This window comes from Burkholderia sp. KL41, assembly GCF_057005415.2.
The window spans coordinates 2014448-2037431 of record NZ_CM174447.1; the positions used below are offsets into that span (position 1 = coordinate 2014448).

21 protein-coding genes and 1 pseudogene are annotated in these 22984 nt (G+C 68.3%); 10 read left to right on the forward strand and 12 right to left on the reverse strand.

The genetic code is table 11. The features are described 5' to 3' along the window. Positions 1-51: 51 nt before the first annotated feature. From PQB87_RS26490 to PQB87_RS26505, 4 genes and pseudogenes are all read right to left on the reverse strand, one after another. Entirely contained in the window at positions 52-1374 is a 1323-nt protein-coding gene (locus PQB87_RS26490) for a TIGR00366 family protein (protein WP_301863226.1), read from the reverse strand. 206 nt (positions 1375-1580) lie between these two features. Then, a complete protein-coding gene (locus tag PQB87_RS26495; protein WP_489242899.1) occupies positions 1581-1928 on the reverse strand; it encodes a DUF1493 family protein in 348 nt (115 codons plus the stop codon). Next, a pseudogene (locus tag PQB87_RS26500) lies at positions 1921-2043 on the reverse strand (STM2901 family protein); the annotation flags it as partial. The pseudogene PQB87_RS26500 and the gene PQB87_RS26495, both read right to left, overlap by 8 nt. 281 nt (positions 2044-2324) lie before the next feature. Then, on the reverse strand, positions 2325-3659 hold the full coding sequence (locus PQB87_RS26505; protein WP_489242900.1) for a chloride channel protein: 1335 nt from the start codon (positions 3657-3659) through the stop codon (positions 2325-2327). Positions 3660-4309: 650 nt separating this feature from the next. On the opposite strand from PQB87_RS26505, the gene PQB87_RS26510 reads away from it, so the two are divergent. After that, the gene (locus PQB87_RS26510) at positions 4310-5452 is read left to right on the forward strand and encodes a porin (RefSeq protein WP_059694927.1); all 1143 of its coding nucleotides are present in this window, start codon (positions 4310-4312) and stop codon (positions 5450-5452) included. 214 nt (positions 5453-5666) lie between these two features. Then, positions 5667-5969: a DUF4148 domain-containing protein gene (locus PQB87_RS26515; protein ID WP_059650759.1), complete on the forward strand. Its 303-nt coding sequence runs from the start codon at positions 5667-5669 to the stop codon at positions 5967-5969. Between the two features lie 172 nt (positions 5970-6141). On the opposite strand, the gene PQB87_RS26520 is transcribed toward PQB87_RS26515, so the two are convergent. Continuing rightward, positions 6142-7089, reverse strand: a complete 948-nt coding sequence (locus PQB87_RS26520; protein WP_027791525.1) for a LysR family transcriptional regulator — start codon at positions 7087-7089, stop codon at positions 6142-6144. Positions 7090-7290: 201 nt separating this feature from the next. Between PQB87_RS26520 and PQB87_RS26525 the strand changes: the two genes are divergently transcribed. Both PQB87_RS26525 and PQB87_RS26530 read left to right on the forward strand, forming a co-directional pair. After that, positions 7291-9474: an FUSC family protein gene (locus PQB87_RS26525; RefSeq protein ID WP_489242901.1), complete on the forward strand. Its 2184-nt coding sequence runs from the start codon at positions 7291-7293 to the stop codon at positions 9472-9474. A gap of 164 nt (positions 9475-9638) precedes the next feature. Continuing rightward, positions 9639-9851, forward strand: coding sequence for a hypothetical protein (locus tag PQB87_RS26530; protein ID WP_059683442.1), 213 nt, complete (start codon positions 9639-9641; stop codon positions 9849-9851). 144 nt (positions 9852-9995) lie between these two features. Here the strand turns inward: PQB87_RS26530 and PQB87_RS26535 are convergent, their stop codons facing one another. Both PQB87_RS26535 and PQB87_RS26540 read right to left on the reverse strand, forming a co-directional pair. Further along, positions 9996-11105, reverse strand: coding sequence for a DmpA family aminopeptidase (locus PQB87_RS26535; protein WP_042974866.1), 1110 nt, complete (start codon positions 11103-11105; stop codon positions 9996-9998). Between the two features lie 152 nt (positions 11106-11257). Next, positions 11258-12664 carry an APC family permease gene (locus PQB87_RS26540; RefSeq protein ID WP_489242903.1) on the reverse strand — a complete coding sequence of 469 codons (1407 nt, stop codon included), beginning with the start codon at positions 12662-12664 and terminating at the stop codon, positions 11258-11260. A 124-nt stretch (positions 12665-12788) separates the two neighbouring features. On the opposite strand from PQB87_RS26540, the gene PQB87_RS26545 reads away from it, so the two are divergent. After that, a complete protein-coding gene (locus PQB87_RS26545; RefSeq protein ID WP_060061806.1) occupies positions 12789-13589 on the forward strand; it encodes a helix-turn-helix transcriptional regulator in 801 nt (266 codons plus the stop codon). A 103-nt stretch (positions 13590-13692) separates the two neighbouring features. Here the strand turns inward: PQB87_RS26545 and PQB87_RS26550 are convergent, their stop codons facing one another. From PQB87_RS26550 to PQB87_RS26560, 3 genes are all read right to left on the reverse strand, one after another. Then, positions 13693-13881: a hypothetical protein gene (locus PQB87_RS26550; protein WP_060052691.1), complete on the reverse strand. Its 189-nt coding sequence runs from the start codon at positions 13879-13881 to the stop codon at positions 13693-13695. 13 nt (positions 13882-13894) lie between these two features. After that, positions 13895-14200, reverse strand: coding sequence for a Panthothenate synthetase (locus tag PQB87_RS26555; protein WP_021159202.1), 306 nt, complete (start codon positions 14198-14200; stop codon positions 13895-13897). Between the two features lie 188 nt (positions 14201-14388). After that, entirely contained in the window at positions 14389-15696 is a 1308-nt protein-coding gene (locus tag PQB87_RS26560) for a cytochrome P450 (protein WP_489244285.1), read from the reverse strand. 219 nt (positions 15697-15915) lie between these two features. Between PQB87_RS26560 and PQB87_RS26565 the strand changes: the two genes are divergently transcribed. Continuing rightward, on the forward strand, positions 15916-16851 hold the full coding sequence (locus PQB87_RS26565) for a helix-turn-helix transcriptional regulator (protein ID WP_489244287.1): 936 nt from the start codon (positions 15916-15918) through the stop codon (positions 16849-16851). 7 nt (positions 16852-16858) lie between these two features. Here the strand turns inward: PQB87_RS26565 and PQB87_RS26570 are convergent, their stop codons facing one another. Then, on the reverse strand, positions 16859-17236 hold the full coding sequence (locus tag PQB87_RS26570) for a nuclear transport factor 2 family protein (RefSeq protein ID WP_059683841.1): 378 nt from the start codon (positions 17234-17236) through the stop codon (positions 16859-16861). A 282-nt stretch (positions 17237-17518) separates the two neighbouring features. Here PQB87_RS26570 and PQB87_RS26575 point away from each other — a divergent pair, with 282 nt between their 5' ends. The 4 genes from PQB87_RS26575 to PQB87_RS26590 all read left to right on the forward strand — a co-directional run bounded on the left by PQB87_RS26575 (position 17519) and on the right by PQB87_RS26590 (position 21286). Beyond that, positions 17519-18403 carry a LysR substrate-binding domain-containing protein gene (locus PQB87_RS26575; protein ID WP_258404031.1) on the forward strand — a complete coding sequence of 295 codons (885 nt, stop codon included), beginning with the start codon at positions 17519-17521 and terminating at the stop codon, positions 18401-18403. A gap of 191 nt (positions 18404-18594) precedes the next feature. Beyond that, positions 18595-19527, forward strand: coding sequence for an AEC family transporter (locus PQB87_RS26580; protein WP_489242904.1), 933 nt, complete (start codon positions 18595-18597; stop codon positions 19525-19527). 126 nt (positions 19528-19653) lie between these two features. After that, positions 19654-20589 (forward strand): DMT family transporter, encoded by a 936-nt coding sequence (locus PQB87_RS26585; protein WP_489242905.1) that lies wholly within the window; start codon positions 19654-19656, stop codon positions 20587-20589. Between the two features lie 322 nt (positions 20590-20911). Further along, positions 20912-21286 carry a COG4315 family predicted lipoprotein gene (locus PQB87_RS26590; protein ID WP_021159211.1) on the forward strand — a complete coding sequence of 125 codons (375 nt, stop codon included), beginning with the start codon at positions 20912-20914 and terminating at the stop codon, positions 21284-21286. A 147-nt stretch (positions 21287-21433) separates the two neighbouring features. On the opposite strand, the gene PQB87_RS26595 is transcribed toward PQB87_RS26590, so the two are convergent. Further along, a complete protein-coding gene (locus PQB87_RS26595) occupies positions 21434-22951 on the reverse strand; it encodes a CoA-acylating methylmalonate-semialdehyde dehydrogenase (RefSeq protein WP_021159212.1) in 1518 nt (505 codons plus the stop codon). Between the last annotated feature and the right edge of the window lie 33 nt (positions 22952-22984).

Below are 22984 nucleotides of genomic sequence, written 5' to 3' on the forward strand. Positions count from 1 at the left end.
GCTGGAATCAGACCGGCGTGGGACGGGCTCCGCCCCGCCCGCCTCACGCCGTCAGAACAGATACATCCCCGCGACGAACACGACGCCCGAGAACAGCAGCGTCGTCACGCAGTACCCCATGATGTCGCGTACCCCGAGCCCGGCAATCGCCAGCGCGGGCAGCGCCCAGAACGGCTGCGCCATGTTGGTCCAGGCCTCGCCGTACGCGATCGCCATCGCCGCCTTGCCGAGATCGGCACCGAGCGCCTGAGCCGCCGGCATCACGAACGGGCCCTGCACGACCCAGTGGCCGCCGCCCGACGGCACCGCGAAATTGATCACGGCCGAACTCAGGAACGCGAGCAGCGGGAACGTATGCACGTTCGCGATATCGACGAACCACTTCGTGATCACGCCCGCGAGCCCCGAATGATCCATCAGCGCCTGGATGCCCGCGTAGAACGGGAACTGGATCATGATCCCCGACGCGCCGCGCGCCGCACCGGCCACCGCACGCGCATAGGCCATCGGCGTACGGTGCAGCAGGATGCCGGCCGCGAGGAACGCGAGGTTCACGGTGTCGATGTCGAGTGCGAAGCCCTTCCGCACGAACTTCAGCACGAGGAACGCCGCACACAGCGCCGCGACGAACACCGACAACGCACGGCTCTCCTCCATCCGCTCCGCGAACGTCGCGTCGGGCCCGAGCTGGCGCTCGACGCTCGGCGGTTCGGCCAGCAGCGCCGGATCGACGCTGACCACGTCGCCCGGCTTCGGCATCATCAGGCGCGCGAGGAACGGCAGCATCACGATCAGGCCGATCGTGATGAACGCGTTGTAGCCGGTGAAGATCGTCTGCGAAACGGGAATCAGCCCGATGGTCTTTTCCATCGGGTTGCCCTTCGTCGCCGCGACGAGCGGGACCGAACCCGACAATCCGCCGTGCCAGCTCAGGAAGCCCATGTACGCGGACGCGACGAGCAGCCGGTAATCGCTGCCGGCCACGCGACGCGCCACTTCGCGCGCGAGCATCGCGCCGAGCACGAGGCCGAAGCCCCAGTTGATCGCGCACGCGAGCGCGCCGACGAACGCGACGAGCATCACGCCCTGCCCCGGCGTGCGCGCGGTGCTCGCGAGCGCGACGAGCATGCGCTTCACGGGCGGCGAACTCGCGAGTGCGTGACCGGTGACGAGAATCATCACCATCTGCATCGAGAACGCGAGCAGGTTCCAGAAACCCGAACCCCACATCGTCGTGAGTTGGGCAGGCGTATTCGGCGTGAGGCCGAACGCGAGCGCGAACGTGACGATCGTCAGCAGGATCGCGAATATCAACGGGTCGGGCAACACGCGGTGAACCACCTGCGTGAAAAAGCGGGAAATGCGCTGGATCAACTTGAGCTCCTCGTTTCCTGATAGGGACGTCCGCGCGTGTCGTTGTTGGTTGATGCGCGGAAACGCGCGGATTCTTGCATAGAACCGGCGGACGCGCTTTGGAATGCGGGGGGCCGCGATCGCGCGGCGGTACCGACAGGGAAACAGGAACAAGTGGCGAGACGGGCTTGAGCCGCTTCGCAGCCGTGATCAGTGCATCGCGTTCGTCATGTCGTCCAGCGCCCGCGCTCCATCGCCTCGACCATCATGCCGAGTGTGAGCGACCGGCCGCCCAGGATTTCGCGCGCCTTGTTGCTGAACGGCGATCTGACGACCGTGGCAAGGAACGAACCGATGCCGAGCTTCGCCGACGGGTAGTAATCGTGGATGTCGAACATGGACAAGTCGACGTCAAACGTCACGGCCCATCGCCGGACGAACGCATCGATGTGCTCCGGCTCCATATCGAGATCGTGATAGAGGTCTGTGTCCCGCGTCAGTTCGATCCGATCGACTGGCAACTTGCCGATATCGGTCGCAATGAACGCTTCGAGGTTTTTCCACGCGTCAGCCATACAAACGATCCTCGGGCTTCACGATGCTGTTGTACGTGCCGATCGTGCGATAAGTGATCAGCGAGATATCCGTTGCCAGGAGGACCCAACCTGCTCCTGGAATGGCGCGCCCGACATTTGAACGAGCGGAAAAGGCTATCGTGAACGACTCGGGAGGGACAACCGCCCCATGGAAGCAAAAGCTGTCGCAAGCGTGCATTCCGACGCAAGCGATCGACCGGATATCGTTCCTTTAATGCGGCCCCACGCTTGCACTTCTGATCGTGACAGCTTCGTCGTGCAGCACGGATCCTCGCGGCGATGGCTTGCCCTGGAACGGATACAAATCGTCAATTTTCGGTGACCCGTTGGCGACAAAAGCGCAAACGTCGTTCGCTTCCTGGCTGCATGTGCGCATTAACGCATCGCCGCCACACGGTCCTTGACCACCTCCATCGCCTTCGCCCGCCCCTCACTCCACCGCTGCGCCACCCGATACGCGACAAGCGACCCGGCCACGGCAAGCAGCATCGGCACGAGACTGTCGTGATCCGCGCGGGTGAACTCGAGCAGCAGCACGACCGCCGTGATCGGCATCTGCATCGACGCGGCGAGAAACGCGGTTGCACCGACGAGCGCGCAGGCACCGATCGACGCACCCGGCCACACGAGGCTCCACAGCCCGCCGAGCACGACGCCGAGCAGCGCACCGTTCGCGAGGCCCGGCGTCAGCAGGCCGCCTTCCGCGCCGGCCCGCAGGCTGCCGGCCTCGATCAGCACCTTCATCACGAGCAGCGCAGCGGCGAGGCCGATCGTCAGCGTGCCGTCGAAACCCAGCGACGCCGGGCCCTTGCCGTTGCCGAGCAGTTGCGGCAAACGCATCGCGAGCACGCCGATCACCGCGAAGTTGAGCAGCGCGAGCACGGGCAGCCGCCCGTCCTTCGGCGCGTTCGCCCGGGCGCGCGTCGTGAGCCGCACGAAACCATATGCGGCGAAGCCGAACAGCGGCCCGCAGACGATCGACCATGTCACCAGCGGCGTGCTCAGCACGAACGGCGGCACCGTGTACTGGTGTTCGTTGCCGAGGCCGATCCACGCAACGGCCGCCGCGATCGCCGACGTCGCGACCGCCACGACCAGCGCACGCAGTTCGAACGTGCCGAGCAGCACTTCGAGCACGAAGATCGCGCCGCCGAGCGGCACGTTATAGACGGCCGCGAGGCCCGCGCCCGCACCACACGCGACCATCAGCCGGCAATCGTCGGGAGTGAGCATCGCACGATGCGCAAGTTGCCCCGCCAGCAGCGATCCGATCTCGCGCGGGGCGACTTCGCGGCCAAGCGGCGAGCCGAGCGCGACGGTGACGATCTGCAACAGCGCGTGAATCGTCGTGCTGACGACCGGCATCCGCGGATCGGCCGCGCGCACCGCGCGGCGGATGCTGACGAGCGGCCGGCCATACCGGTACAGCGCCCACCAGCCGCCGCCGGCGACGATCCCGCAGACGATCAGCACCGCGAGCCGGCGCAGCGGATCGGCGCCGGTCACGCCGGTGAGGAAGCTTTCGGTGCCGATCACGTGCGCGATGCTGTAGCCGAACGCGACGTGCTGGATCGCATGCAGCAGCAGCGCGAGCAGCATGCCGCCGAGACCCGCGCCGACGCCGGTCAGGATCGTGACGACGGCCATGCGCGCGAACGGGCTGGCGGCCGGCGAAGGGGATGCGGGAGCGGACGGGAGATCGGGGCGCATGGGGTTCGCGAATGGGATCGAAAAAGACGGCGCGCAACACGCACGCCGTCGTCAGGACCGCATCGTAGGCCGGCGACAATCATGAGACAAACGTATTTTTCGAATCGACTCATGCATTTGATGAATACACGAAGACCGGCGGGTCGAGACAGCCCGAAGTTCACCGCCCGCTTCAATCGGGATACGTGATGCGTTCCGGTTCACGCCGCGGGATCGCCTTCCCGTTGCGGCGAATTCGTGAGAACGGCCGCGTGCTTCGAGTCGGCAGGTCGCGCGATCCGGTTGACGAGCCTGGATGAAGCGCGTCGACGCGTGCACGCGTCCGCGTTTGAACGCGGGTGCTGCCGGTCGTGAGCGTAGGCTCAGGCGAGCCACTCTCCGCACGCCAGTCGCACCGATCCACCGCCGCGCGCCGCCACGCTCATGTTGCAACGACGCGACAGCACGCCCGCGACGAAGGGATACCGCCCGCGTGCGACCGTGCAAAAACCACCACCGTCACGCGCGCGCCGCGCGTCGTGTCAGTTTTGTGAACGACTCTTGCCCGATCCGGAAAGGTGCGCTCGCGGCCCCCGGCGGCCTTGCGCGCGGGTTGCGTTCCTATACTTGCGCCGAACTTTTGTTCCCCCTTCCACACGCAGGAGCCTCACTTGAAAAAAACCCTCGTCGCCGGCGCATGCACCGCCACGCTGTTCGCCCCGCTCGCTCACGCACAGAGCTCGGTCACGCTGTACGGCCTGATCGATGCCGGCATCGTCTATACCAACAACGCCAACGGTGCGTCGCTGTGGCGCCTGAACAGCGGCACCGTCAACGGCAGCCGCCTCGGGTTTCGCGGCACCGAGGATCTCGGCGGCGGCCTGAAGGCGCTGTTCGTGCTCGAGAACGGCTTCAACGTGAACAACGGCGGGCTCGGACAGGACGGCAAGCTGTTCGGCCGCCACGCATACGTCGGCCTGAGCCAGAGCGGCTATGGCACGCTGACGCTCGGCCGCCAGTACGACACGATGGTCGATTTCGTCGCGCCGCTGTCCGCCACGGCCGGCGACCTCGGCGACACGAGCTTCGCGCATCCGTTCGACAACGACAACCTGAACCACTCGCTGCGCATCAACAACGCGGTCAAGTACACGAGCGAGACGTATGCGGGCTTCAAGGTCGGCGCGATGTACGCGTTCTCGAACGCGACCAGCTTCGGCGCGAACCGCGCATACAGCGTCGCGGCGAGCTACACGAACGGCCCGCTGAAGCTGGCCGGCGCGTACCTGCAGATGAACGGCACGAAGGGCTCGACGAGCGCGAGCCCGGGCGCGACCGACGCGGCCGAAGCGAAGAGCCTGAACCAGGGCGGCTGGTCGATCGGCTCGGACCGCATGCGTTCGTACGGCGGCGGCATCAGCTACGGGTTCGGCCCGGCCACCGTCGGCTTCGTCTATACGCGCTCGCAGTACGACAACACGGGCTCGTTCGGCTCGACCGGCCAGGTCGCGTTCAACAACTACGACGTGAACGTGCGCTATGCGGTGACGCCGGCCGTCAGCCTCGGCGCGGCCTACGTGTACACGGACGCCAGCGTGTCGAACCCCGACAGCAGGCACGGCACCGATCCGAAGTGGCACCAGGTCGACCTGCAGGCCGTCTACAAGCTGTCGCGCCGCACGGACGTCTACGCCGAAGCGATGTATCAGCACGCATCGGGCCGCGGCTACCGGGCGTTCATCGACGGCTCGGGCGGCGCATCGAGCACCGCGAACCAGATCGTCGGCACGATCGGCATGCGCACGCGCTTCTGATCGACGCGATGCGTCGTCGCCCGACGGTCACGCACCTGCGTTCGCATGCGGGTTCGTTCGCGGCGGGCGGCGCATCAATGTTGTTCCATCTGGAAGGCAGCCTGCCTGGAATCGGGGTTTTTACGCGCACGGGCGCTGCGTAGACTGCCAGCGAAGGTCGGAGGCACGCATCGCGCGTCGCGCCGGCCACCCACCCCGTACCCAGGAGAACCTCGTGAAATCGCTCGTCGTTACCGCCGCCGCTGCCGTCCTGCTCGCTGCACCGGCCCTGTCGTTCGCCCAGTCGGCAAAGTCGCCCGTCACGCGCGCGCAAGTGCTGCAGGAGCTGATCGACCTCGAATCGGTCGGCTACAACCCGGCGCGCGGCGAATCCATCAACTATCCGGACGACATCCTGGCGGCACAGGAGCGGCTCCACGAAAAGCGCCTCGCGCAACAGAAGGCCGCGCGCGCCGCTTACGGCCCGGCCGGCGAGCCGGCAACGGAATCGGGCGCGGCGGCAAAGCCCGCGCTGTAACGTCATGACGATGCGCCGCGCCCACGGGGACGATGTACCGTGGGCGCGGCGAGTCGCGTTGGCGTGATTGGCGAAATTCGCGTGAAGAGAAGAAGCCGGCGATACGCCGCTACGCCGATACGCCGATACGCCGATACGCCGATACGCCGATACGCCGATACGCGTCGGCCGCTCAGGCGGCCTGCGGTTCGCGATCGATCGCGTTCAGCATCTCGACGTCGCGCGCGATCATCCCCGGCACCTGGGCACGCAGCATCTCGACCCACGTCCGCACCTTCGCATCGACGAAGCGGCGCGACGGATACAGCGCGTACACGTTCATCTTCTGCAGGATGTGCGCGGGCAGCACGCGCACGAGCGTGCCGTCGCGCAGCGCGTCGATCGCCGAGTAAAGCGGCAGCATGCCGATCCCGATGCCGTCGCGAATCGCGAGCGCGAGCGATTCGGCCGTATTGGTCTGCACCGGCCCCGCGACGTGGATCTGCTCGACGCCTTCGGGCCCTTCGAGCACCCATTCGTGCGTCGGGAACGCCGGCGTGCACAGCGTCAGGCACGCATGCGCGGCGAGATCCTGCGGACGGGCCGGCGCGCCGTGGCGTTTCACGTAGTCGGGCGACGCACACAGGATGCTGAAGGTCGAGCCGAGCAGGTGCGACACGAGTTCCGAATCGGGAAGCGACGACGCGGTCACGACGGCCATGTCGCTCGTCCCGTCGAACAGGTCGGGCATGCGCTGCGACAGCGACAGCTCGATCGACACGTCCGGAAACTGCGCGTGATAGCGCGTCAGTGCGGGCAATACATAGTGATGGCCGACGCTCGCGAAGCTGTGCATGCGCAGCACGCCGGCCGGCCGTTCGTGCGCGCAGCTCGCCTCTTCTTCCGCGCGGTCGACGTCGGCGAGGATCTGGCGGCAGCGCCGCAGATAGCTTTCGCCGGCCGACGTGAGCGCGAGGCGGCGCGTCGAACGATTCATCAGACGGGTACGCAGGCGCGCCTCGAGCTCCGACACCGCGCGCGACATCGCACCCGTCGTCGAATTCAGCGATTGCGCGGCGGCAGTGAAACTGCCCGTCTCGACGACACGCGAAAACACCCGCATGTTTTGTAGGGTATCCATTCCTGTGAGCAACCTGTAGCGGAGCCGCTATTTTCCTCCACTGGATGCGACAGATTGTTACTCCGGCTGCAACTATCGTTTCCCCGCAGCTGCGTTAATGCGCGGGCGCCGCGCTCCTACAATCGGCGCCTCACCAGTCGAACGAACCCGTTCGGACGTGCCGTGGCACCGTGCCCGGCCCCGTACCGGCCCCCTCTTTTCATGAAGCCACAACCTGCGATCGAGCGACCTTCCATCGAACCGGCACGATGGAGAGCATGGCTCGATCCACTCGGCGACGCGGCACGTGACTGGGCCGCGAGCGACGGGCTGATCTGGCTGCACCTCGCGAAAACCGTGTTCGCGGCGCTGCTTGCGATGGGCATCGCAATGCGCCTGGAGATGTCGCAGCCACGCACCGCGATGACGACCGTGTTCGTGCTGATGCAGCCGCTGTCGGGAATGGTGTTCGCGAAGAGTTTCTACCGCGTGCTCGGCACGGCGGCCGGGCTCGTCGCCGCGCTCGCGCTCGGCGGGCTGTTCGCGCAGCAGCCCGAGCTGTACATGGCCGGCATCACGCTGTGGATCGGCAGTTGTATCGCGCTCGCGGTGCGCAACCGCCACTTCCGCTGGTACGGCTTCGTGCTCGCCGGCTATACGGCCGCGCTGATCGGCCTGCCGGCCGTGATGACGCCGCAGACGCTGTTCCAGTCCGCGCTCACGCGCGCCGCGGAAGTCGCGCTCGGCATCGCCTGCTCGGGCGCGGTCAGCGCGCTGATCCTGCCGCTCAGCTCCGCGAAGGCGCTGATGCGCTCGCTGGGCACCCGCCATGCGACGTTCGCGGCGTTCACGGCCGGCGCACTCGCGGGCGACGTCGCGCGCGGCGATTTCGAGCGGCGCTTCGCGGATTTCGTCGACGACATCGTCGGCTTCGAGGCCAATCGCGCGTTCGCGTCGTTCGAGGATCCGCACATTCGCGCGCGCAGCCGCCGGCTCGCGCGGCTGAACAGCGAGTTCATGAACGCGTGCACGCGGCTGCATGCGCTGCACCAGCTCGTCAAGCGGCTGCGCGCGAACGGCTCGGACGCGGTGCTCGATGCGCTCGCGCCGCATGTCGATGCGCTCGCGCAGCGTTTCGCCGCGCTGCGCGACGAGCGGCAACGCGGCATCGCGCCGGCCGCCGGTGCACTGCTCGATCTGCGCCGCTTCCACAGCGCGTTGCCGAAAGCCGCGCGCGCCTCGCGGCGAAACATCGAGGAACATGCGCCCGGCGGCCTGCTCGACTTCGATACCGCGATCGAGCTGCTGTACCGCTTCATCGGCGAATACCTCGGCTACGCCGACACCTATGCGTCGCTTGATCAGGACGACCATGCGTTCGAGCGCTCGGTCACGCATTACGCGGTGAAGACCAATACGTTCTTCGTCGGCTTCGCGTTCCTGCGCACGGTCGTCGCCGTCGGTGCGATGAGCGTGTTCTGGATCGCCTCCGAATGGCCAAGCGGCCCGCTTGCCGTGACCGCCACCGCGATCGCGTGCGCGCTCAGCTCGACGTCGCCGCGTGCGCCGAAGTTCGTGGCGCAGATGAGCGTCGGCGCGGCATTCGCGACCGCCGTCGGCTACCTGTTCCTGTGCTACGTGTATCCGAACATCGAAGGCTTTCCGCTGCTGTGCGCGGCGCTCGCGCCGGTGCTCGGCGTCGGCGCGTTTCTCGCGATGCGGCCGGGATTGTCCGGTTACGGGATCGGCTTCGCGGTGTTCTTCTGCCTGCTCGCGGGACCCGACAACGTGATCGCGTATACGCCCGAGGTGCTGATCAACAACGGCCTGGCCGTCGTCATCGCGATGCTCGCGTGCTCGCTCGTGTTCGCGGTCGTGTTCCCGACTCACATGCCGTGGCTCACGGGCCGCATCGCGCACGACCTGCGCCGCCAGGTCACGCTGGCGTGCGAAGGCGCGCCGGACGGCCTCGCTCAGCGTTTCCAGTCGAGCACGCACGACCTGATGGCGCAACTGCGCACGCTGCTCGTGCGGCGCACGCGGCAGCATCGCGACGCGCTGCGCTGGATGCTGTCGACGCTCGAAGTCGGCCACGCGGTGATCGACCTGCGCGACGAAATGAACGCGTTCCGCGCATCGAAACCGCCGCAGACGCTGCGCTGGACCGGCTCGATCGACGCGGTGCTGCACGAGCTGCCGCGCTTCTTCGACGATCCGACGCCCGGCCATCACGCACGCACGCTGAAATCGGTGAATCTCGCGATCCGCGCCGCGCAGCACACGCTGCAGGCGTGGTATGCGGTGCCCAACGAACGGCATCGCATGCAGCGCATCGTCGGCTGCCTGCACTTCATGCGCAGCGCGCTGCTGGACAAGGACGCGCCGTTCAACCGGCATCGCCATTGATGCCATCGATGCCATCGACGCCCGTGACGATCGGTGCGTGCGCAACGGGATCCTTGTTCCGGATGGAAATATGCTCTACAGGCGCGGTGATTAATCTTTAAGCAGTGCGAGCCTATAGTTTCCTCACTGCCAGCGAGACTGGCACTCACCCAGGAGAAACCGAAATGAAGCCGCTGCACCTCGCCCTCGTTGCCCTGTCGCTCACCGCTGCTGTCGCTCACGCACAGCCGGCACCGGCAGACGTCGCACAGCAACAGGCGAACCGCGTCGAAACCGTGAAGGCCGCCGGCCGCGTCGATCGTACGCAATCGAAGCAGGACGACCCGAACGCCTGTGTCGGCCCCGTCAGCTTCTGCAACATCTACTTCGGCAGCTGAGCATGACGCCGCGTCGTCACGGCCAGGCCCGCACCGCCCGCATGACCTGCGCGGGCGAGCGGCGGCCCGGCCGATCGCGGCCCGGCCGATCGCCGCATCGCCGCTCCACTCCACGCCGCTTCGATTGAAGCGGCGCATGCCGTTTCAGGCGCCGCGCCCCGGCCGCCAGCCCACCTCGCGCAACGCATCCAGCAAGCGCGCCTGCCCCAGCCCTTCGACCCGCGCACCGCGCGACTCGACGTCGCCGCCCGCGACGAGCGCGTTCACGATCGCTTCCTCCACCGCTTCCGCCGCCGCAACGAACAGCGCGGAAATATGGTCGTTGTTGACCATCTTCACGCCGGTGGTCGGCGCCCCCTTGCTGCCGTAGTTCGCCGCCGGCAGGCCGTCGTTGCCCGTTGCGAACGCAAGGAAGATGTCGCCGCTCGAATCCTCGGTGCCGCCGCCGACCCGCGCGAGCCCGACACTGGCACGCTGCGCGAGCCGCGTGCATTGGTGGGGCAGCAACGGCGCGTCGGTCGCGATCGTCACGACGATCGAGCCCATCCCGGCCTCGCCCTGCGCGTCCGGCGCGCGGAACGGCGAAGGCACGTGCCGCAGCACTTCGCCGACCGGGTAGCCGGCCACGCGCAGCATCTCGCGCACGCCGTAGTTCGCCTGGACGAGCGCGCCGACGGTCCAGCCGCCCGCGTCGGCCGCGAGCACGCGCGACGCGGTGCCGATGCCGCCCTTGAACTCGTGGCAGATCATGCCCGTGCCGCCGCCCACGCCGCCTTCGGCAACCGGGCCCGTCTGCGCGGCGGCCAGCGCGCGCTGCACGTGCGCGGCGCTCACGTGCTGCCCCCAGATGTCGTTCAGCAGGCCGTCGTAGGTTTCCATCACGACCGGCATGCACCAGTACACGCGGCCCGCCGCCGCTTCGCGTTCGTTCGCGACGAGTGCATCGCGCACCGCGCCGACGCTGTGCGTGTTCGTATAGGCGATCGGCGTCGTGAGCAGGCCGGCTTCGCGGATCCATTCGAGCCCTGTTGCATCGCCGTTGCCGTTCAGCACGTGCACGCCCGCGAAACAGGGCGAATCGTGCGCGGCGCCCGCGCGCGGCTCGATGACGGTGACGCCGGTGCGGATCGATGCGTCGCCGTTCTCCTCGTTCAGCGTGCAATGTCCGACCCGCACGCCCGGAACGTCCGTGATCGCGTTGAAGCGGCCCGGCGTGCCGAGTCCGATGCGGATGCCGAGATCCCTCGTGCGCATGATGCAATTCCTCCCGTCTTTCAATGGTTCGGTGTTTCGGTGTTTCGGTGTTTCGGTGTTTCGGTGTTTCGGTGTTTCGGTGTTTCGGTGTTTCGGTGTTTCGGTGTTTCGGTGTTTCGGTGTTTCGGTACGGTAAGGCTTCGATCCGTCGCTCAGAGCGCGCGGAACGCTTCGCTGTGGCGTGCCCAGACCGCGTACATCGCAAGCGCGGCAATCAGCAGCCCGACGATGATGATGAGGTCGGTCGGTTTCGTGGCCGTGGCCAGCGTCGTGTAGAGCGTGTACGCGGCGCCCGCCACCGCGACGAGCGGCGTCACGGGCCACAACGGCATCCGGTAATGATGCTCGACGTCACGACGCACGAACCGGCTCGCGAGCGCGGCCAGCCCGACGACCAGGTAGATCAGCAGCAGCAGGTCGACCGTGAACGCGGTCAGCTCGTCGAGGCTCGACACGAACACGAGCCCCGCCGACGGCACCGCGAGCGCGAGGGTCGCGAGCCACGGCGATTCGAGACGCGGGTGGATCGTCGAGAAGGCACGGTTGCAGGTCCGCGACCAGAGCGCGTGCCGGCCGCTGCTGTACAGCAGCCGGCCCATCGTGATCACGATCGCGATGATCGCGTTGAACACCGACAGGAAGATCCCGCCGCTGACCACGCGCGACACGGCCGGGTTGCTGAGCGAACGCACGACATAGCCGATCGGGTCGGCACTCTTCGTCAGCTCGGTCAGCGACGGTGCGCCGAGCACGATCGCGGTGAGCGGAATCAGTTCGACGACGAGGATCACGAGCAGCGAGTAGATCACCGCCTTCGCGACGTTGCGGTTGCCGCCGCGCAGGTCTTCCGCGAGATACGCGGCCGATCCGAAGCCGTTGTAGCAGAAGATCGCCGTGCCGATCGCCGGAACGATCGCGGCCAGCGTCGCGGGCACGAGCGCGTTGCCGCTCGCGACGACCGGCGCGACCAGCGCGTCGGCGCCGCGATGCGGGGAACCGAAGCCGAGGCCCGCGATCAGCATCAGCACGCCGATCTCGACCACCAGGAACGCGCCCGTGATCCACGCGTTCGTCTTGATGTTCAGCATGCCGAGCAGGTAGCTGAGCAGCACGATCGTCAACGCGACCGACTGGTTGCTGAAGTGCGTGCCGAGCGCACTGTTCAGGTAAGGCGCGGCGCCGCTCGCGAGCACGGCCGGGATGAACACGCTGACGGACAGCACCGTGATGAAGGTCAGGTAGCCGGGCAGCGTGCCGAACACGCGCTTGGCCATCACGTACTCGCCGCCCGCGCTGCGGTGCGCGGCGCTGAGTTCCGCGTAGCAGAGCGCGAACGCGAGCGCGAGCACGCCGCCGAGCAGGAACGACAGCACGGCGCCGCTGCCGGCCTGCTGGATCGCGAACGGCGCGATCACGAAGATCGAGCTCGCGGGCGTCACGCCCGATACGGTGATCATCACCGCATCGCGCACGCTGAGCGTCTGCGACAGCGCGCGCGGCGCGTCCTCCGTTGCAGGCGCCGCTTGCAGCGTGCCCGTCGATTCCGACATCATCGCCATCTCGTTCTCCTGTGCTGCACTTTTTTGAACGCCCATACTCGGGCCCGACTGATTGCGTGGCAGTCTAGGAAGCCAATTTCAGGACCGCTATTCCCCCTTCGTGTTACGCCCTTCCGGTGGTGGTATGGATCGTCTCTTTTCCGAAATCGCGATGCACCAGGCGCTCGGCCGCGCAATCGATCACCTCGGCCAGCCGCGCTTCTGGCGCTTCCTGGTGCTGCTGCTCAATGAAATGGCGCCGTTCGACAACGCGCTCGCGACCGCGATCGGCCCCGACGGGGTGCCGCTCGTGCTCGAGGAATACGACACGGGCGGCACCGATGCCGCGTCGCCCGTGCCGCTCTACCTGAACGGCGTGTATCTGCTCGACCCGTTCCTGCAGGCCGCGCACGACGGGCTCGCCGACGGCTGTTACCGGCTCGAGGAAGTCGCACCCGACCTGTTCCGGCAGAGCGAGTATTTCCTCAGCTATTTCCGCGACGCGGTGGGCGACGACGAGATCCAGATCCTCGTGCGGCCGAGCGCCGACATGCTGCTGTCGCTGTCGCTCGGCGCGGGCACGCGTTTCGACGTCGAGCCGCTCGGCAAGCTGACGGCCGCGATGCCGTGGGTGCTCGCGGCGATCCGGCAGCACTGGCGGCTGGTGGGCGACGCGGCACGTGCGACGCCCGACGCCGATCTCGGCGCGCGGGTCGAGCAGGCACTCGCCCGCTTCGGCGCGGGCGTGCTGACCGATCGCGAGATGTCGATCGCGAGAATGGTGCTGCGCGGCAACTCGTCGAAGGCGATCGCCGAGCGGCTCGCGATTTCGCCGGAAACGGTGAAGGTGCACCGGCGGCACCTGTACGCGAAGCTCGGGATTTCATCGCAGCCCGAGCTGTTCTCGCGCTTCATCCAGGCGCTGGGGGAAGACGCGGCCGGATGACCGCCCTGATCCGGACGGATGGCGACCGGCGGTCTTCACGTTCCTGCGGGAACCCGGCGCCACGGCGGGGAATGCCGGTGGCGCAGCGTCCGACATGCGAGATTCAATGGAACGAACGGTTCTTTTTCGTATGCGTTGCCGCGGCGGCGCTGAGCGGCCTGCTGTTGTTGCTGCCGTTGCGACCGAAGGACAGGCAGGCGGCGAACGTCGAACCGCCACCGGCGGCGCGATAGCCGGCGCGTGAACGCCGCGCGATGCCGCTCACCCGGTTTTCGGGCAGCGGCACGCGCATGCGCGGCTCCCCGCTACCGCCACTTCGCGCCGAGTTGCGCGAGCCCGGCGTTCCGGAGATCGTCCGGCAACATCACCACGCGGAACTCGCAGTCGGCATTCAACATCAGGAACCACGGCTCCGCGAGCGCGGGGATCTGCGACGGGTCATCCACGTTGACGATCGCGACCGCCCCGCGACCGCCGCCCTGCTCCGTGAAATACACGGCCTCCGGCTTGACCGCTTCGAGTATTCGCGAGATCACGTCGCCGACGCTGCCGTCCCGCACCAGCGTGTTGAACGGCTCGTGAGGGATTCGTATGTTGAGAAGCATGCGCATGACCATCCTCCTTGGGCGCCACCCGGCCTGGGCCCTTCAAGCATAGGTGCTGCGCGATGCCGCGCCAGTGGCGCCGAAAGCGATTGCCGGCACGCCTTCACATTCCGACGATTCGACGACACCGCATCGCGCGAACGGCATGCGCTCGCGCGATGCCGGCCCCGTCGAATCGGCTGCTCATGCCTCCGTCATTCGGAGACCGTAGCGGCCGCCAGCCCGGTCGGCGCGATCGCCAGATGCAACGCCTGCCGCGGTCGCAGCGTCACGTTCAGCACCGCGCGCGGCGGCGCCATGCCGGGCGGCACCGACAGCACGTAGCGCTGCAGGACCATGGCGGCCACGACCGTCATCTCCGTCATCGCCAGATGCTGCCCGAGGCACACGCGCGGGCCCGTGCCGAACGGCATGTAGGCACCGCGCGGCAGCGCCGGCGCATCGGCGCCGAAGCGTTCGGGGCGGAACGTATCGGGCTCGGGGAACCATCGAGGATCGCGCTGCATCAGTTGCAGCGGCAGCATGAACAGCGTGCGCGCGGGAAACTGCCACGCGCCCAGCGCGATCGGCCGCGATGCGCGACGGCTGATCAGGATCGGTGCGGACGGGTACAGGCGCAGCGTTTCGTCGAGCGTCTGCGACAGGTAACGCAACGACGCGCGCGTCTCGGCGGACGGCGCGCGACCGCCCAGCACGCGGGACACCTCGTCGCGCGCGGCGGCTTGCACGGCCGGATTCGCGGCCATGCACCATGCCCACCAGGTCAGCGCCCCGGCGGTCGTCTCGTGGCCGGCCAGGAACGCCGTCACGCATTCGTCGTGCACGGCCCGCAGCGGCCATTTCCGCGCATCGGCCCGATGCAGCCGCAACAGGCGTGACAGCAGATCGTCGGGCCAGGTACGCTCGGGCCGGTCGAGGCGCGCATGCAGCTGCCGGTCGATCACCCCTTTCAGCACCGCCATCGCGCGTGCCGTGCGGCGCTTCCACGGCACCCAGCTCGGCGTGTTCACCGGCCGGTAAAACGCCGCGTTCGCCGCGGCGCTCACCACGCGCACCGCCTCTTCGGCCGCGCGCGCGTCGTCGCCGATCGTATCGGAGAACATCGTGCGCATGATCACGTCCATCGCCAGCGACGTCAGCGCGCTTTCGATCGGCCACTCCGGATCATGCGCGGGCCATTGCGCGAGGGCGTGACCGGCCGTCGCCGCGATCGCCGGAACGAACGCCTGAACCGGCTTCGGCATGAAGCCGGGCTGCAGCGCCTGCCGCTTGTCGCGCCACGCATCGCCCTCGGCGACCAGCACGCTTCGGCCGTGGACCTCCGCGAAGACGCGGATGGCGCGCTCCCAGCGCCCGAGCGCATCGTGGTGCGTGACCAGCAGCTCGCGCACGAGCGCCGGATCGGTCACGACCACGGCATGCTCGGGCCACACGCGCAAGTGCACGACGTCGCCGTAGGTGCGCTGCCAGTCGCCAAGCGCGCCGATCAGGTCGCGCGACATCGTGCGCAGCAACCCCCAACCCGTCAGGCCGGCGGGCGGCCCCGGCGGCCATACGCCGGGCGGGTGAAGCACGGGCGCCGGCGTAGCGGTGCCCGCGTGGAATGGACATGGGGAAGAGGATCGTGTGTTCATGTGCCGGATTCTCCGCATCGGCGCGGCGGCGGTCTTGAACGCAAACGACATCGACACGCGTTGGCCCCGTCCCTATACTGCGGCGTCATGTTCTCCGGCCCGCCATCGATTCCGCTGTCATGCCCCGATCCGCTTGCCCGCGCCCCTCGCGTCGCGAGCGGCGGGCGGCTGCCGCATGCGCGGCTGCATCCGGCGCCTGCCGCGCTGCAGGGCGCGGTGGTCGCGATCGTTCTGTGCGACACGCGCGGCGTCGCGTCGAGCGACGCGCAACGGCTTTCGCATTTTCCGGCCACGCCGCTCGTCTGCGTGTCGTGGTACCGGGATCTCGACGTGGGCTTCATCGAACCCGCCCCCGACGGCCCGCGATGGCGCCCCTTCGGCGCGGCGGCGACGCTGTCGGGCCGCCATTCGTCCCCCACCGTCGCGTGGGCGCCGACGGGCGGGCTGATCGGCATGATCTGTTTCACCGCCGATGCCGCGCGGACGTTGTTCGGCATCGCGCTGCCGGACATCCACGACCGCGTGCTCGACGCACACGCGTGCCTCGGCCGCGACTGGCACCCGCTGCTCGATGCACTGCTCGGCGCGGATGGCGACGCGGACGTGCTGGCGGCGATCGATCGTCATCTCGCGCCTCGCTGGCGGGCGCTGCGGCCCGCGACGCCGCTGTCTTCGCTTCGCAATGCGGGGCGCAGCTGGGTCGAGCGTCTCGCGCTGCAGGCGCGCGAGTGGCGCGGCACGCACAGCCCGCGCCAGGTCGAACGGCGCATCAAGACCTACAGCGGCCGATCGCTGCGCGAATGGCAGGCGCTCGTCAGGACGGAAAGCGCGTTCTTCGCGGCGCGCGACCGGTTCGAAGCCGGCACCGCGTTCAACTGGGCGACGCTCGCGCTCGACGAAGGATTCGCCGACCAGGCGCACCTGAGCCGCGAGGTCAAGCGCATCACGGGATTCTCGCCGAGCGAATTCACGCAGCGCTTCATCGACGACGAATCGTTCTGGATGTACCGGCTGTGGGTGTGACCCGTGCTCAACCACGTGGTTCGACGAACCCGCCGTCACGCGCATCGTGTGGCACATTCCAGCCGAAATACACCTCGGCCTCGACGATCCGGCCATCGCGGACACGCAACCGCTCCGCATTCCGGAACCGCTTGCCGCCACGCGTGTCGGCCTCGTACACGACGAATACGTGCTCGCCGTGCACGACGACGTCGACGAAGTCGAAGCCCGTGAGCATCGCGCTGTTCGGCCAGCAGCGCGCGAAATAGGTGTCGCGGTCGAGCCGGTTGTCGAGCGGGCTCGTGAAATGAAAGTCCGGCGCAATCAGCGCTTCAATCGCGTCGCGGTCCTTGTCGGCGTATGCGCGGTAGCACGCACGCGCCACGTCGCCGGGATTCGGCAGCATCGTCGGGCCCTCCTTCATCGATCGGCGCAAGCGTCGCTCGCGTCGCTTCGGATAGTGCGGCGGAACCCGCCCGGCGGCAACCATGCCGGCAAGCGTCTTGGCGGGCAGCCCGCGCGTTCCGTCGCGTGCCGGCGCTCCCGCGGTTGCCCGATTCGGCGGCCACGGGCATGATGTCCGCGACCTTGCCGCCTGGTGCGTCCGCTTGCGCGTCTCGCCGGGTTCATCGCGACCCGTCAGGCGAGCAATCCGCATGCCGGCCCTTCCGCTCACCTCACTTCGCCCATGTCACTCCGCGCCTTCAGAACGCTGGTCGCCATCGCCCGATACCGGACTTTCGCGCGCGCCGGCGAAGCCATCGGCCTCACGCAATCGGCGGTGAGCCTGCAGATCAAGACGCTCGAAAGCGAATACAACGTGCAGTTGTTCGATCGCTCGCGCCGGCAGCCGGTGCTCACCGAGGCCGGCAACATCCTGCTCGCGCAGGCCGAGCAGGTGCTCGCGATGGTCGACCGGATTCCCGATGCGCTCAGCGACGAGAAAAAGCTCGTCGGCCGCCTGCGGATCGGCGCGATCCAGACCGCGCTGTCGGGCCCGCTGCCCGACGCGCTGCTCGCGCTGCGCGCTGCGCATCCGGGGCTGCGCGTGCACGTGTCGGCCGGCATGTCGGCCGAACTGGCGAACCGCGTCGCGGCCGGCGAACTCGATGCGGCGATCACGACACGCCCCGTGCGCCCGCATCCGGCGGAGCTCACGTGGGCCACGCTGTACGAGGATCGCTTCTGGCTGCTCGCGCCGCCGGACCAGGCGGAACGCGACGCGGGCACGCTGCTCGACGCGCTGCCGTTCATCCGCTTCGATGCGCAGGCATGGGCCGGCCGCATGATCGCCGCCGAACTGCGCCGCATCGGCGTGCGGGTGCGCGAGGAGATGGTGCTGGACAGCGCGGAAACGATCGCGCGCATGGTCGCGCGAGGGCTCGGCGCGGCGATCGTCGCACTCCCCGATTCGACGCTCGCGCGCCTGCCGCCCGTCACGCGCTTGCCGTTCGGTCAGCCGCAGATGGGGCGCGCGGTCGTCCTGCTCGAACACCAGTCGCGTCCGGCCGAACGTTTCGCGCGCGCGCTGGCGGCCGAAATCACCGCGTCATCGATGAGAATTTCTCATTGAACACCCGATAATTAACCATTATTCCTGTTGTTTGCGCGTGTTAACTTGGCGGCATCGTCACTCTTTCGCTTGCGTGTCGCCATGTTGCCCGCCGGATGGATGCCCGCCTCGTTCCGCCGTTTTGCGCGCCAGCCGCTCGCTACGGCGCGTGTAGCCTGCACGGTCGCACCGCCTCATGTGAAGGCGCCCCGATGATCGGCCCGATCCTGCTCGCGCTGGCGCCGGTCTCGCTGCTGGTCGCGTGCGGCCACGGCCTGCGGCGCACGGGCTTCATCGCCGACGCCTTCTGGCCGCAGGCCGAGCGGCTGTGCTACTACGTGCTGCTGCCCGCGCTGTTCGCGGACGGCCTCGCGAACGCGCGGCTGCAGTCACTGCCCGTGTTACCGCTCGCGGCGGCGCTGGTCGGTTCGACCGCACTCGCCGCGGCGCTTCTCCTGCTGGTTCGCCCGTTCGTGCGGGTCGACGGCGCCGGCTTCACGTCGGTGTTCCAGGGTGCCGTGCGCTTCAACAACTATGTCGGCACCGCACTCGCGGCCGGGTTGTTCGGCGCAAAAGGCATCGCGCTCGCGGCCGTGTGCGTCGCGGCGATCGTCCCGACCGTCAACCTGATGTGCGTGCTCGTATTCGCGCGCTACGGCGACATGCGGCTCGGCGCGGCGGCCCTCGTGCGCCAGATCCTGTCGAATCCGCTCGTCGTCGCGTGCGCGCTCGGGATCGCGATGCAGGCCGGCGGCGTCACGTTCCCGGCGGCCGTCGAGCCGGCCGTGCGTGCGCTCGGCGTCGCGTCGATGCCGCTCGGCCTGCTGTGCGTGGGCGCGGCACTGAAATTCGATGCGGCGCGTGCGTGGCTGCAGCCGGTCTGCGTCGCGTCGGCGTTCAAGTTCATGGCGATGCCGCTCATCACGCTCGCCGCCGGCCGCCTGTTCGGGCTCGGCGATGCGGCGCTGACGGTCGCGCTGCTGTTCCAGGCGCTGCCGACGTCGTCGGCGTCCTACATCATGGCGCGCCAGCTCGGCGGCGACGCGCCGCTGATGGCCGGCATCACCGCGTTCCAGACGATCGCGGCGGCGCTCGCGATGCCCGTCGTGCTGACCGCGCTCGCATCGGCACCCGCGTTTCGCTGACGACGCAACGACCGCCCATTTCCCCCTGAATCCAGCCTGCACGCGGGCCATCGCGCGATTCGGCATAACCGGCCGCGCGCGCTCGTTCACGCGTTGCCGCAGGCGCTCACCGAGAAACCCCGCCACATGAATGCTCCCGCCCCACCCGCCGCCATCGCCGCCCCCCGGCCGCACGCGGCCGTCTACGTGAAGCTCACGCTCGTCGCGCTGTTCTGGGGCGGGACGTTCATCGCGGGCCGGATCCTCGCCGCGACGATGTCCGCGACCTCGGCGGCCACCGGCCGCTTCGCGATCGCCGCGCTGATGCTGGTCGTGCTGACGTGGAAGATCGAAGGCGGGCTGCCGAAGCTGAGCGGCCGCCAGGTCTTGACGACCTTCGGGCTCGGCGCGACCGGCATCTTCCTCTACAACGTGTGTTTTTTCGCGGCGCTCGCGCGGATGCCGGCGGGCCGCACCGCGCTGTTCGTCGCGTTGAACCCGGTCGCCACCGCCGTGCTGCTGTCGATCGTCGTGCGCGGGGAACGCCTGTCGCTGTCGCGCTGGGCCGGCATCGCCGTCGCGCTGTTCGGCGCGCTGGTCGTGATCAGCCGCGGCGAATTGCTGCGGGTGCTGACCGATCTCGGCAACACGTTCGGTGCCGGCGAACGCTTCATGCTGTGCGCGGTGCTGAGCTGGGCCGCCTATACCGTGATCGGCCGGCGCGCGCTCGACGGGCTGTCGCCGCTGTCCGCCACGACGTATGCGGCGCTGTGGGGCCTCGCGCTGCTGGTCGTCGCGCACCTGTTCGGCCCGCCCGCCGGCAGCGGCACGCCGCTGACGTGGCAGGCCGTCGCGTCGATGCTCTATCTCGGCGCGATCGGCACGGTGGTCGCGTTCGTCTGGTATTCGCAGGGCATCCGCGAACTCGGGCCGGCCCGCGCGGCCGTGTTCACCAACCTGGTGCCCGTGTTCGGCGTGCTGCTGTCGGTCGCGCTGCTCGGCGAGCCGTTGTCGCCGTCGATGCTGGCGGGCGGTGCGCTCGTGATCGCGGGCGTCGCGCTGACCAATCGCGCGAAACGCTGATCGACGGGCGGGCGCGACGCGCACTCGGGGACGGATGTCGAATACCGGAGCGGCGCGCGGCGGCGATCACGGCCCGTTGCGTGACGCAGACGAGCGACCGATACCGATACGCCCCCGATATGCCCCCGATACGCCCCCCGATGTTCTCGCAGCCCCGCCAAAAACCGCCTATCGTGAATGGAGCGCTCCGTTTGCCGCCATTCGACCCTGCGTCGCTCGCACCGGCGACGACGGCGCCGCGCTCCGGCACCATTCATCGCGATCCCGGCGCACGCTCGCCCGTGCACGATCGCGGCCGCCCACCGGATTTCAGGAGGCCCTCATGAAAGCCGCGCTGCTCGTCAGCTCCGCCCTGCTCGCCATTGCATCCGCATCGGCGTCGGCTCAAGGCTCGATCACGAAAGTCGAAAACGGTTCGCTCGTCGCCGCGAACGGGATGACCGTCTACACGTTCGACAAGGACAAGGCCAACGCCGGCACCAGCGCGTGCACGGGCCAGTGCGAATCCTTCTGGCCGCCCTACAAGGCCAGCGCGACCGACGTTCCGGTCGGGCCCTACACGATCGTCAAGCGCGACGACGGAAGCCCGCAATGGGCATACAAGGGCAAGCCGCTGTACTTCTTCTCGAAGGACATGAAACAGGGCGACCGCAACGGCGACAACTTCAAGGACATGTGGCACGTGGTCGCGCCGTAAGCGTCGTTCCGCCGCCTTCCGCGCCCGCCACGAGGACATAAAAAAAGCCCGCCCGGATCGTCGATCCGGGCGGGCCTGCTCGCGATCGCGCCGGCCGCGTTGCATCGTCCGCCCGCAGGCGGGCGGTTCATGCGGCCGGGTAGCGCGTCAGCGGTTCGACGGGAAGCTGAACACCGTTCCTTCGCGCACGCCGGCCGACGGCCAGCGCTGCGTGATCGTCTTGCGCTTCGTGTAAAAGCGCACAGCGTCCGGGCCATACGCATGCAGGTCGCCGAACAGCGACCGCTTCCAGCCGCCGAACGAGTGGTAGGCAACCGGCACCGGCAGCGGCACGTTGATGCCGACCATGCCGATCTGGATGTTGTCGCTGAAGTAGCGCGCGGCCTCGCCGTCGCGCGTGAACAGGCACGTGCCGTTGCCGTACTCGTGCGCGTCGATCAGCGCCATCGCCTCGTCGAGCGACTTCAGGCGGATCACGCCGAGCACCGGCCCGAAGATCTCGTGCTGGTAGATCGGCATGCCGGGCTTCACGTTGTCGAACAGGCACGGGCCGAGGTAATAACCGCCGTCGTGGCCGTCGACCTTCACGCCGCGGCCGTCGACGACGAGCGTCGCGCCCGCCGCCACGCCGGCGTCGACGAAGCCCGTCACCTTCTCGAAATGCTGCTGCGTGACGAGCGGGCCCATGTCGACGCCCGCGCCGTTGCCCGGGCCGACCTTCATCTTCTCGATCTCGGCCTTCAGGCCCGCCACCACCTTGTCGCCCGTCTCGTCGCCGATCGCGACGACCAGCGGAATCGCCATGCAGCGTTCGCCGCACGACCCGTACGCGGCGCCCATCAGTGCGTTCACCGCGTTGCCGATGTCGGCGTCCGGCATCACGACCGCGAAGTTCTTCGCGCCGCCGAGCGCCTGCACGCGCTTGCCGTGCGCGCAGCCGGTCGAATAGATGTATTCGGCGATCGGCGTCGAGCCGACGAAGCTCACGGCCTTCACGCGCGGGTCGGTCAGCAGCGTGTCGACCGCTTCCTTGTCGCCGTTCACGACGTTCAGCACGCCGGGTGGCAGGCCCGCTTCGAGCGCGAGCTCGGCCATGCGCAGCGTCGACGACGGCGTGCGCTCGGACGGCTTCAGCACGAACGTGTTGCCGCACGCGACGGCCATCGGCCACATCCACAGCGGCACCATCACCGGGAAGTTGAACGGCGTGATGCCGGCCGCGACGCCGAGCGCCTGGAACTCGCTCCACGAATCGATCGCGGGGCCGACGTTCTTGCTGTGCTCGCCCTTCAGCAGCTCGGGCACGTAGGTCGCGTATTCGACGTTCTCGATCCCGCGCTGCAGTTCGCCCATCGCATCGGCGAGCACCTTGCCGTGCTCGGCCGTAATCAGCGCGCACAGCTCGTCGGCGTGTTCCTCGAGCAGCGTCTTGAAGCGGCTCATCACGCGGGCGCGCTTCAGCGGCGGCGTGTTGCGCCAGGCCGGGAACGCGGCCTGCGCGGACGCGATCGCGGCTTCGACGGTCAGCTTGTCGGCAAGCGCGACACTCTTGTGCGATTCGCCGGTCGCCGGGTCGAACACCGGCTGGACGCGGCTGCCGCCGTCGACGCGCTTGCCGTCGATCAGGTGGCCGACGGTGGAGGTCACATTGCTGTCGTGTTTCATCGTTGAGGCTCTTTCGTGAATTCGGTTGTCGGT

Excerpts from the sequence above, each read along its gene's own strand:
- PQB87_RS26495 (WP_489242899.1), bottom strand. The coding sequence starts at position 1,928 with ATGGCTGACGCGTGGAAAAACCTCGAAGCGTTCATTGCGACCGATATC.
- PQB87_RS26570 (WP_059683841.1), bottom strand. The coding sequence starts at position 17,236 with ATGCTGCCGAATCCCGGCGACGTGGCGCGTGCGTGCTACCGCGCATAC.
- PQB87_RS26560 (WP_489244285.1), bottom strand. The coding sequence starts at position 15,696 with ATGTCGCGCGACCTGATCGGCGCGCTTGGCGACTGGCAGCGCACCTAC.
- PQB87_RS26545 (WP_060061806.1), top strand. The coding sequence starts at position 12,789 with ATGGATCGTCTCTTTTCCGAAATCGCGATGCACCAGGCGCTCGGCCGC.
- PQB87_RS26565 (WP_489244287.1), top strand. The coding sequence starts at position 15,916 with ATGTTCTCCGGCCCGCCATCGATTCCGCTGTCATGCCCCGATCCGCTT.
- PQB87_RS26520 (WP_027791525.1), bottom strand. The coding sequence starts at position 7,089 with ATGGATACCCTACAAAACATGCGGGTGTTTTCGCGTGTCGTCGAGACG.
- PQB87_RS26505 (WP_489242900.1), bottom strand. The coding sequence starts at position 3,659 with ATGCGCCCCGATCTCCCGTCCGCTCCCGCATCCCCTTCGCCGGCCGCC.
- PQB87_RS26525 (WP_489242901.1), top strand. The coding sequence starts at position 7,291 with ATGAAGCCACAACCTGCGATCGAGCGACCTTCCATCGAACCGGCACGA.
- PQB87_RS26595 (WP_021159212.1), bottom strand. The coding sequence starts at position 22,951 with ATGAAACACGACAGCAATGTGACCTCCACCGTCGGCCACCTGATCGAC.
- PQB87_RS26580 (WP_489242904.1), top strand. The coding sequence starts at position 18,595 with ATGATCGGCCCGATCCTGCTCGCGCTGGCGCCGGTCTCGCTGCTGGTC.
- PQB87_RS26535 (WP_042974866.1), bottom strand. The coding sequence starts at position 11,105 with ATGCGCACGAGGGATCTCGGCATCCGCATCGGACTCGGCACGCCGGGC.
- PQB87_RS26555 (WP_021159202.1), bottom strand. The coding sequence starts at position 14,200 with ATGCGCATGCTTCTCAACATACGAATCCCTCACGAGCCGTTCAACACG.
- PQB87_RS26590 (WP_021159211.1), top strand. The coding sequence starts at position 20,912 with ATGAAAGCCGCGCTGCTCGTCAGCTCCGCCCTGCTCGCCATTGCATCC.
- PQB87_RS26530 (WP_059683442.1), top strand. The coding sequence starts at position 9,639 with ATGAAGCCGCTGCACCTCGCCCTCGTTGCCCTGTCGCTCACCGCTGCT.
- PQB87_RS26540 (WP_489242903.1), bottom strand. The coding sequence starts at position 12,664 with ATGGCGATGATGTCGGAATCGACGGGCACGCTGCAAGCGGCGCCTGCA.
- PQB87_RS26550 (WP_060052691.1), bottom strand. The coding sequence starts at position 13,881 with ATGCGCGTGCCGCTGCCCGAAAACCGGGTGAGCGGCATCGCGCGGCGT.
- PQB87_RS26585 (WP_489242905.1), top strand. The coding sequence starts at position 19,654 with ATGAATGCTCCCGCCCCACCCGCCGCCATCGCCGCCCCCCGGCCGCAC.
- PQB87_RS26575 (WP_258404031.1), top strand. The coding sequence starts at position 17,519 with ATGTCACTCCGCGCCTTCAGAACGCTGGTCGCCATCGCCCGATACCGG.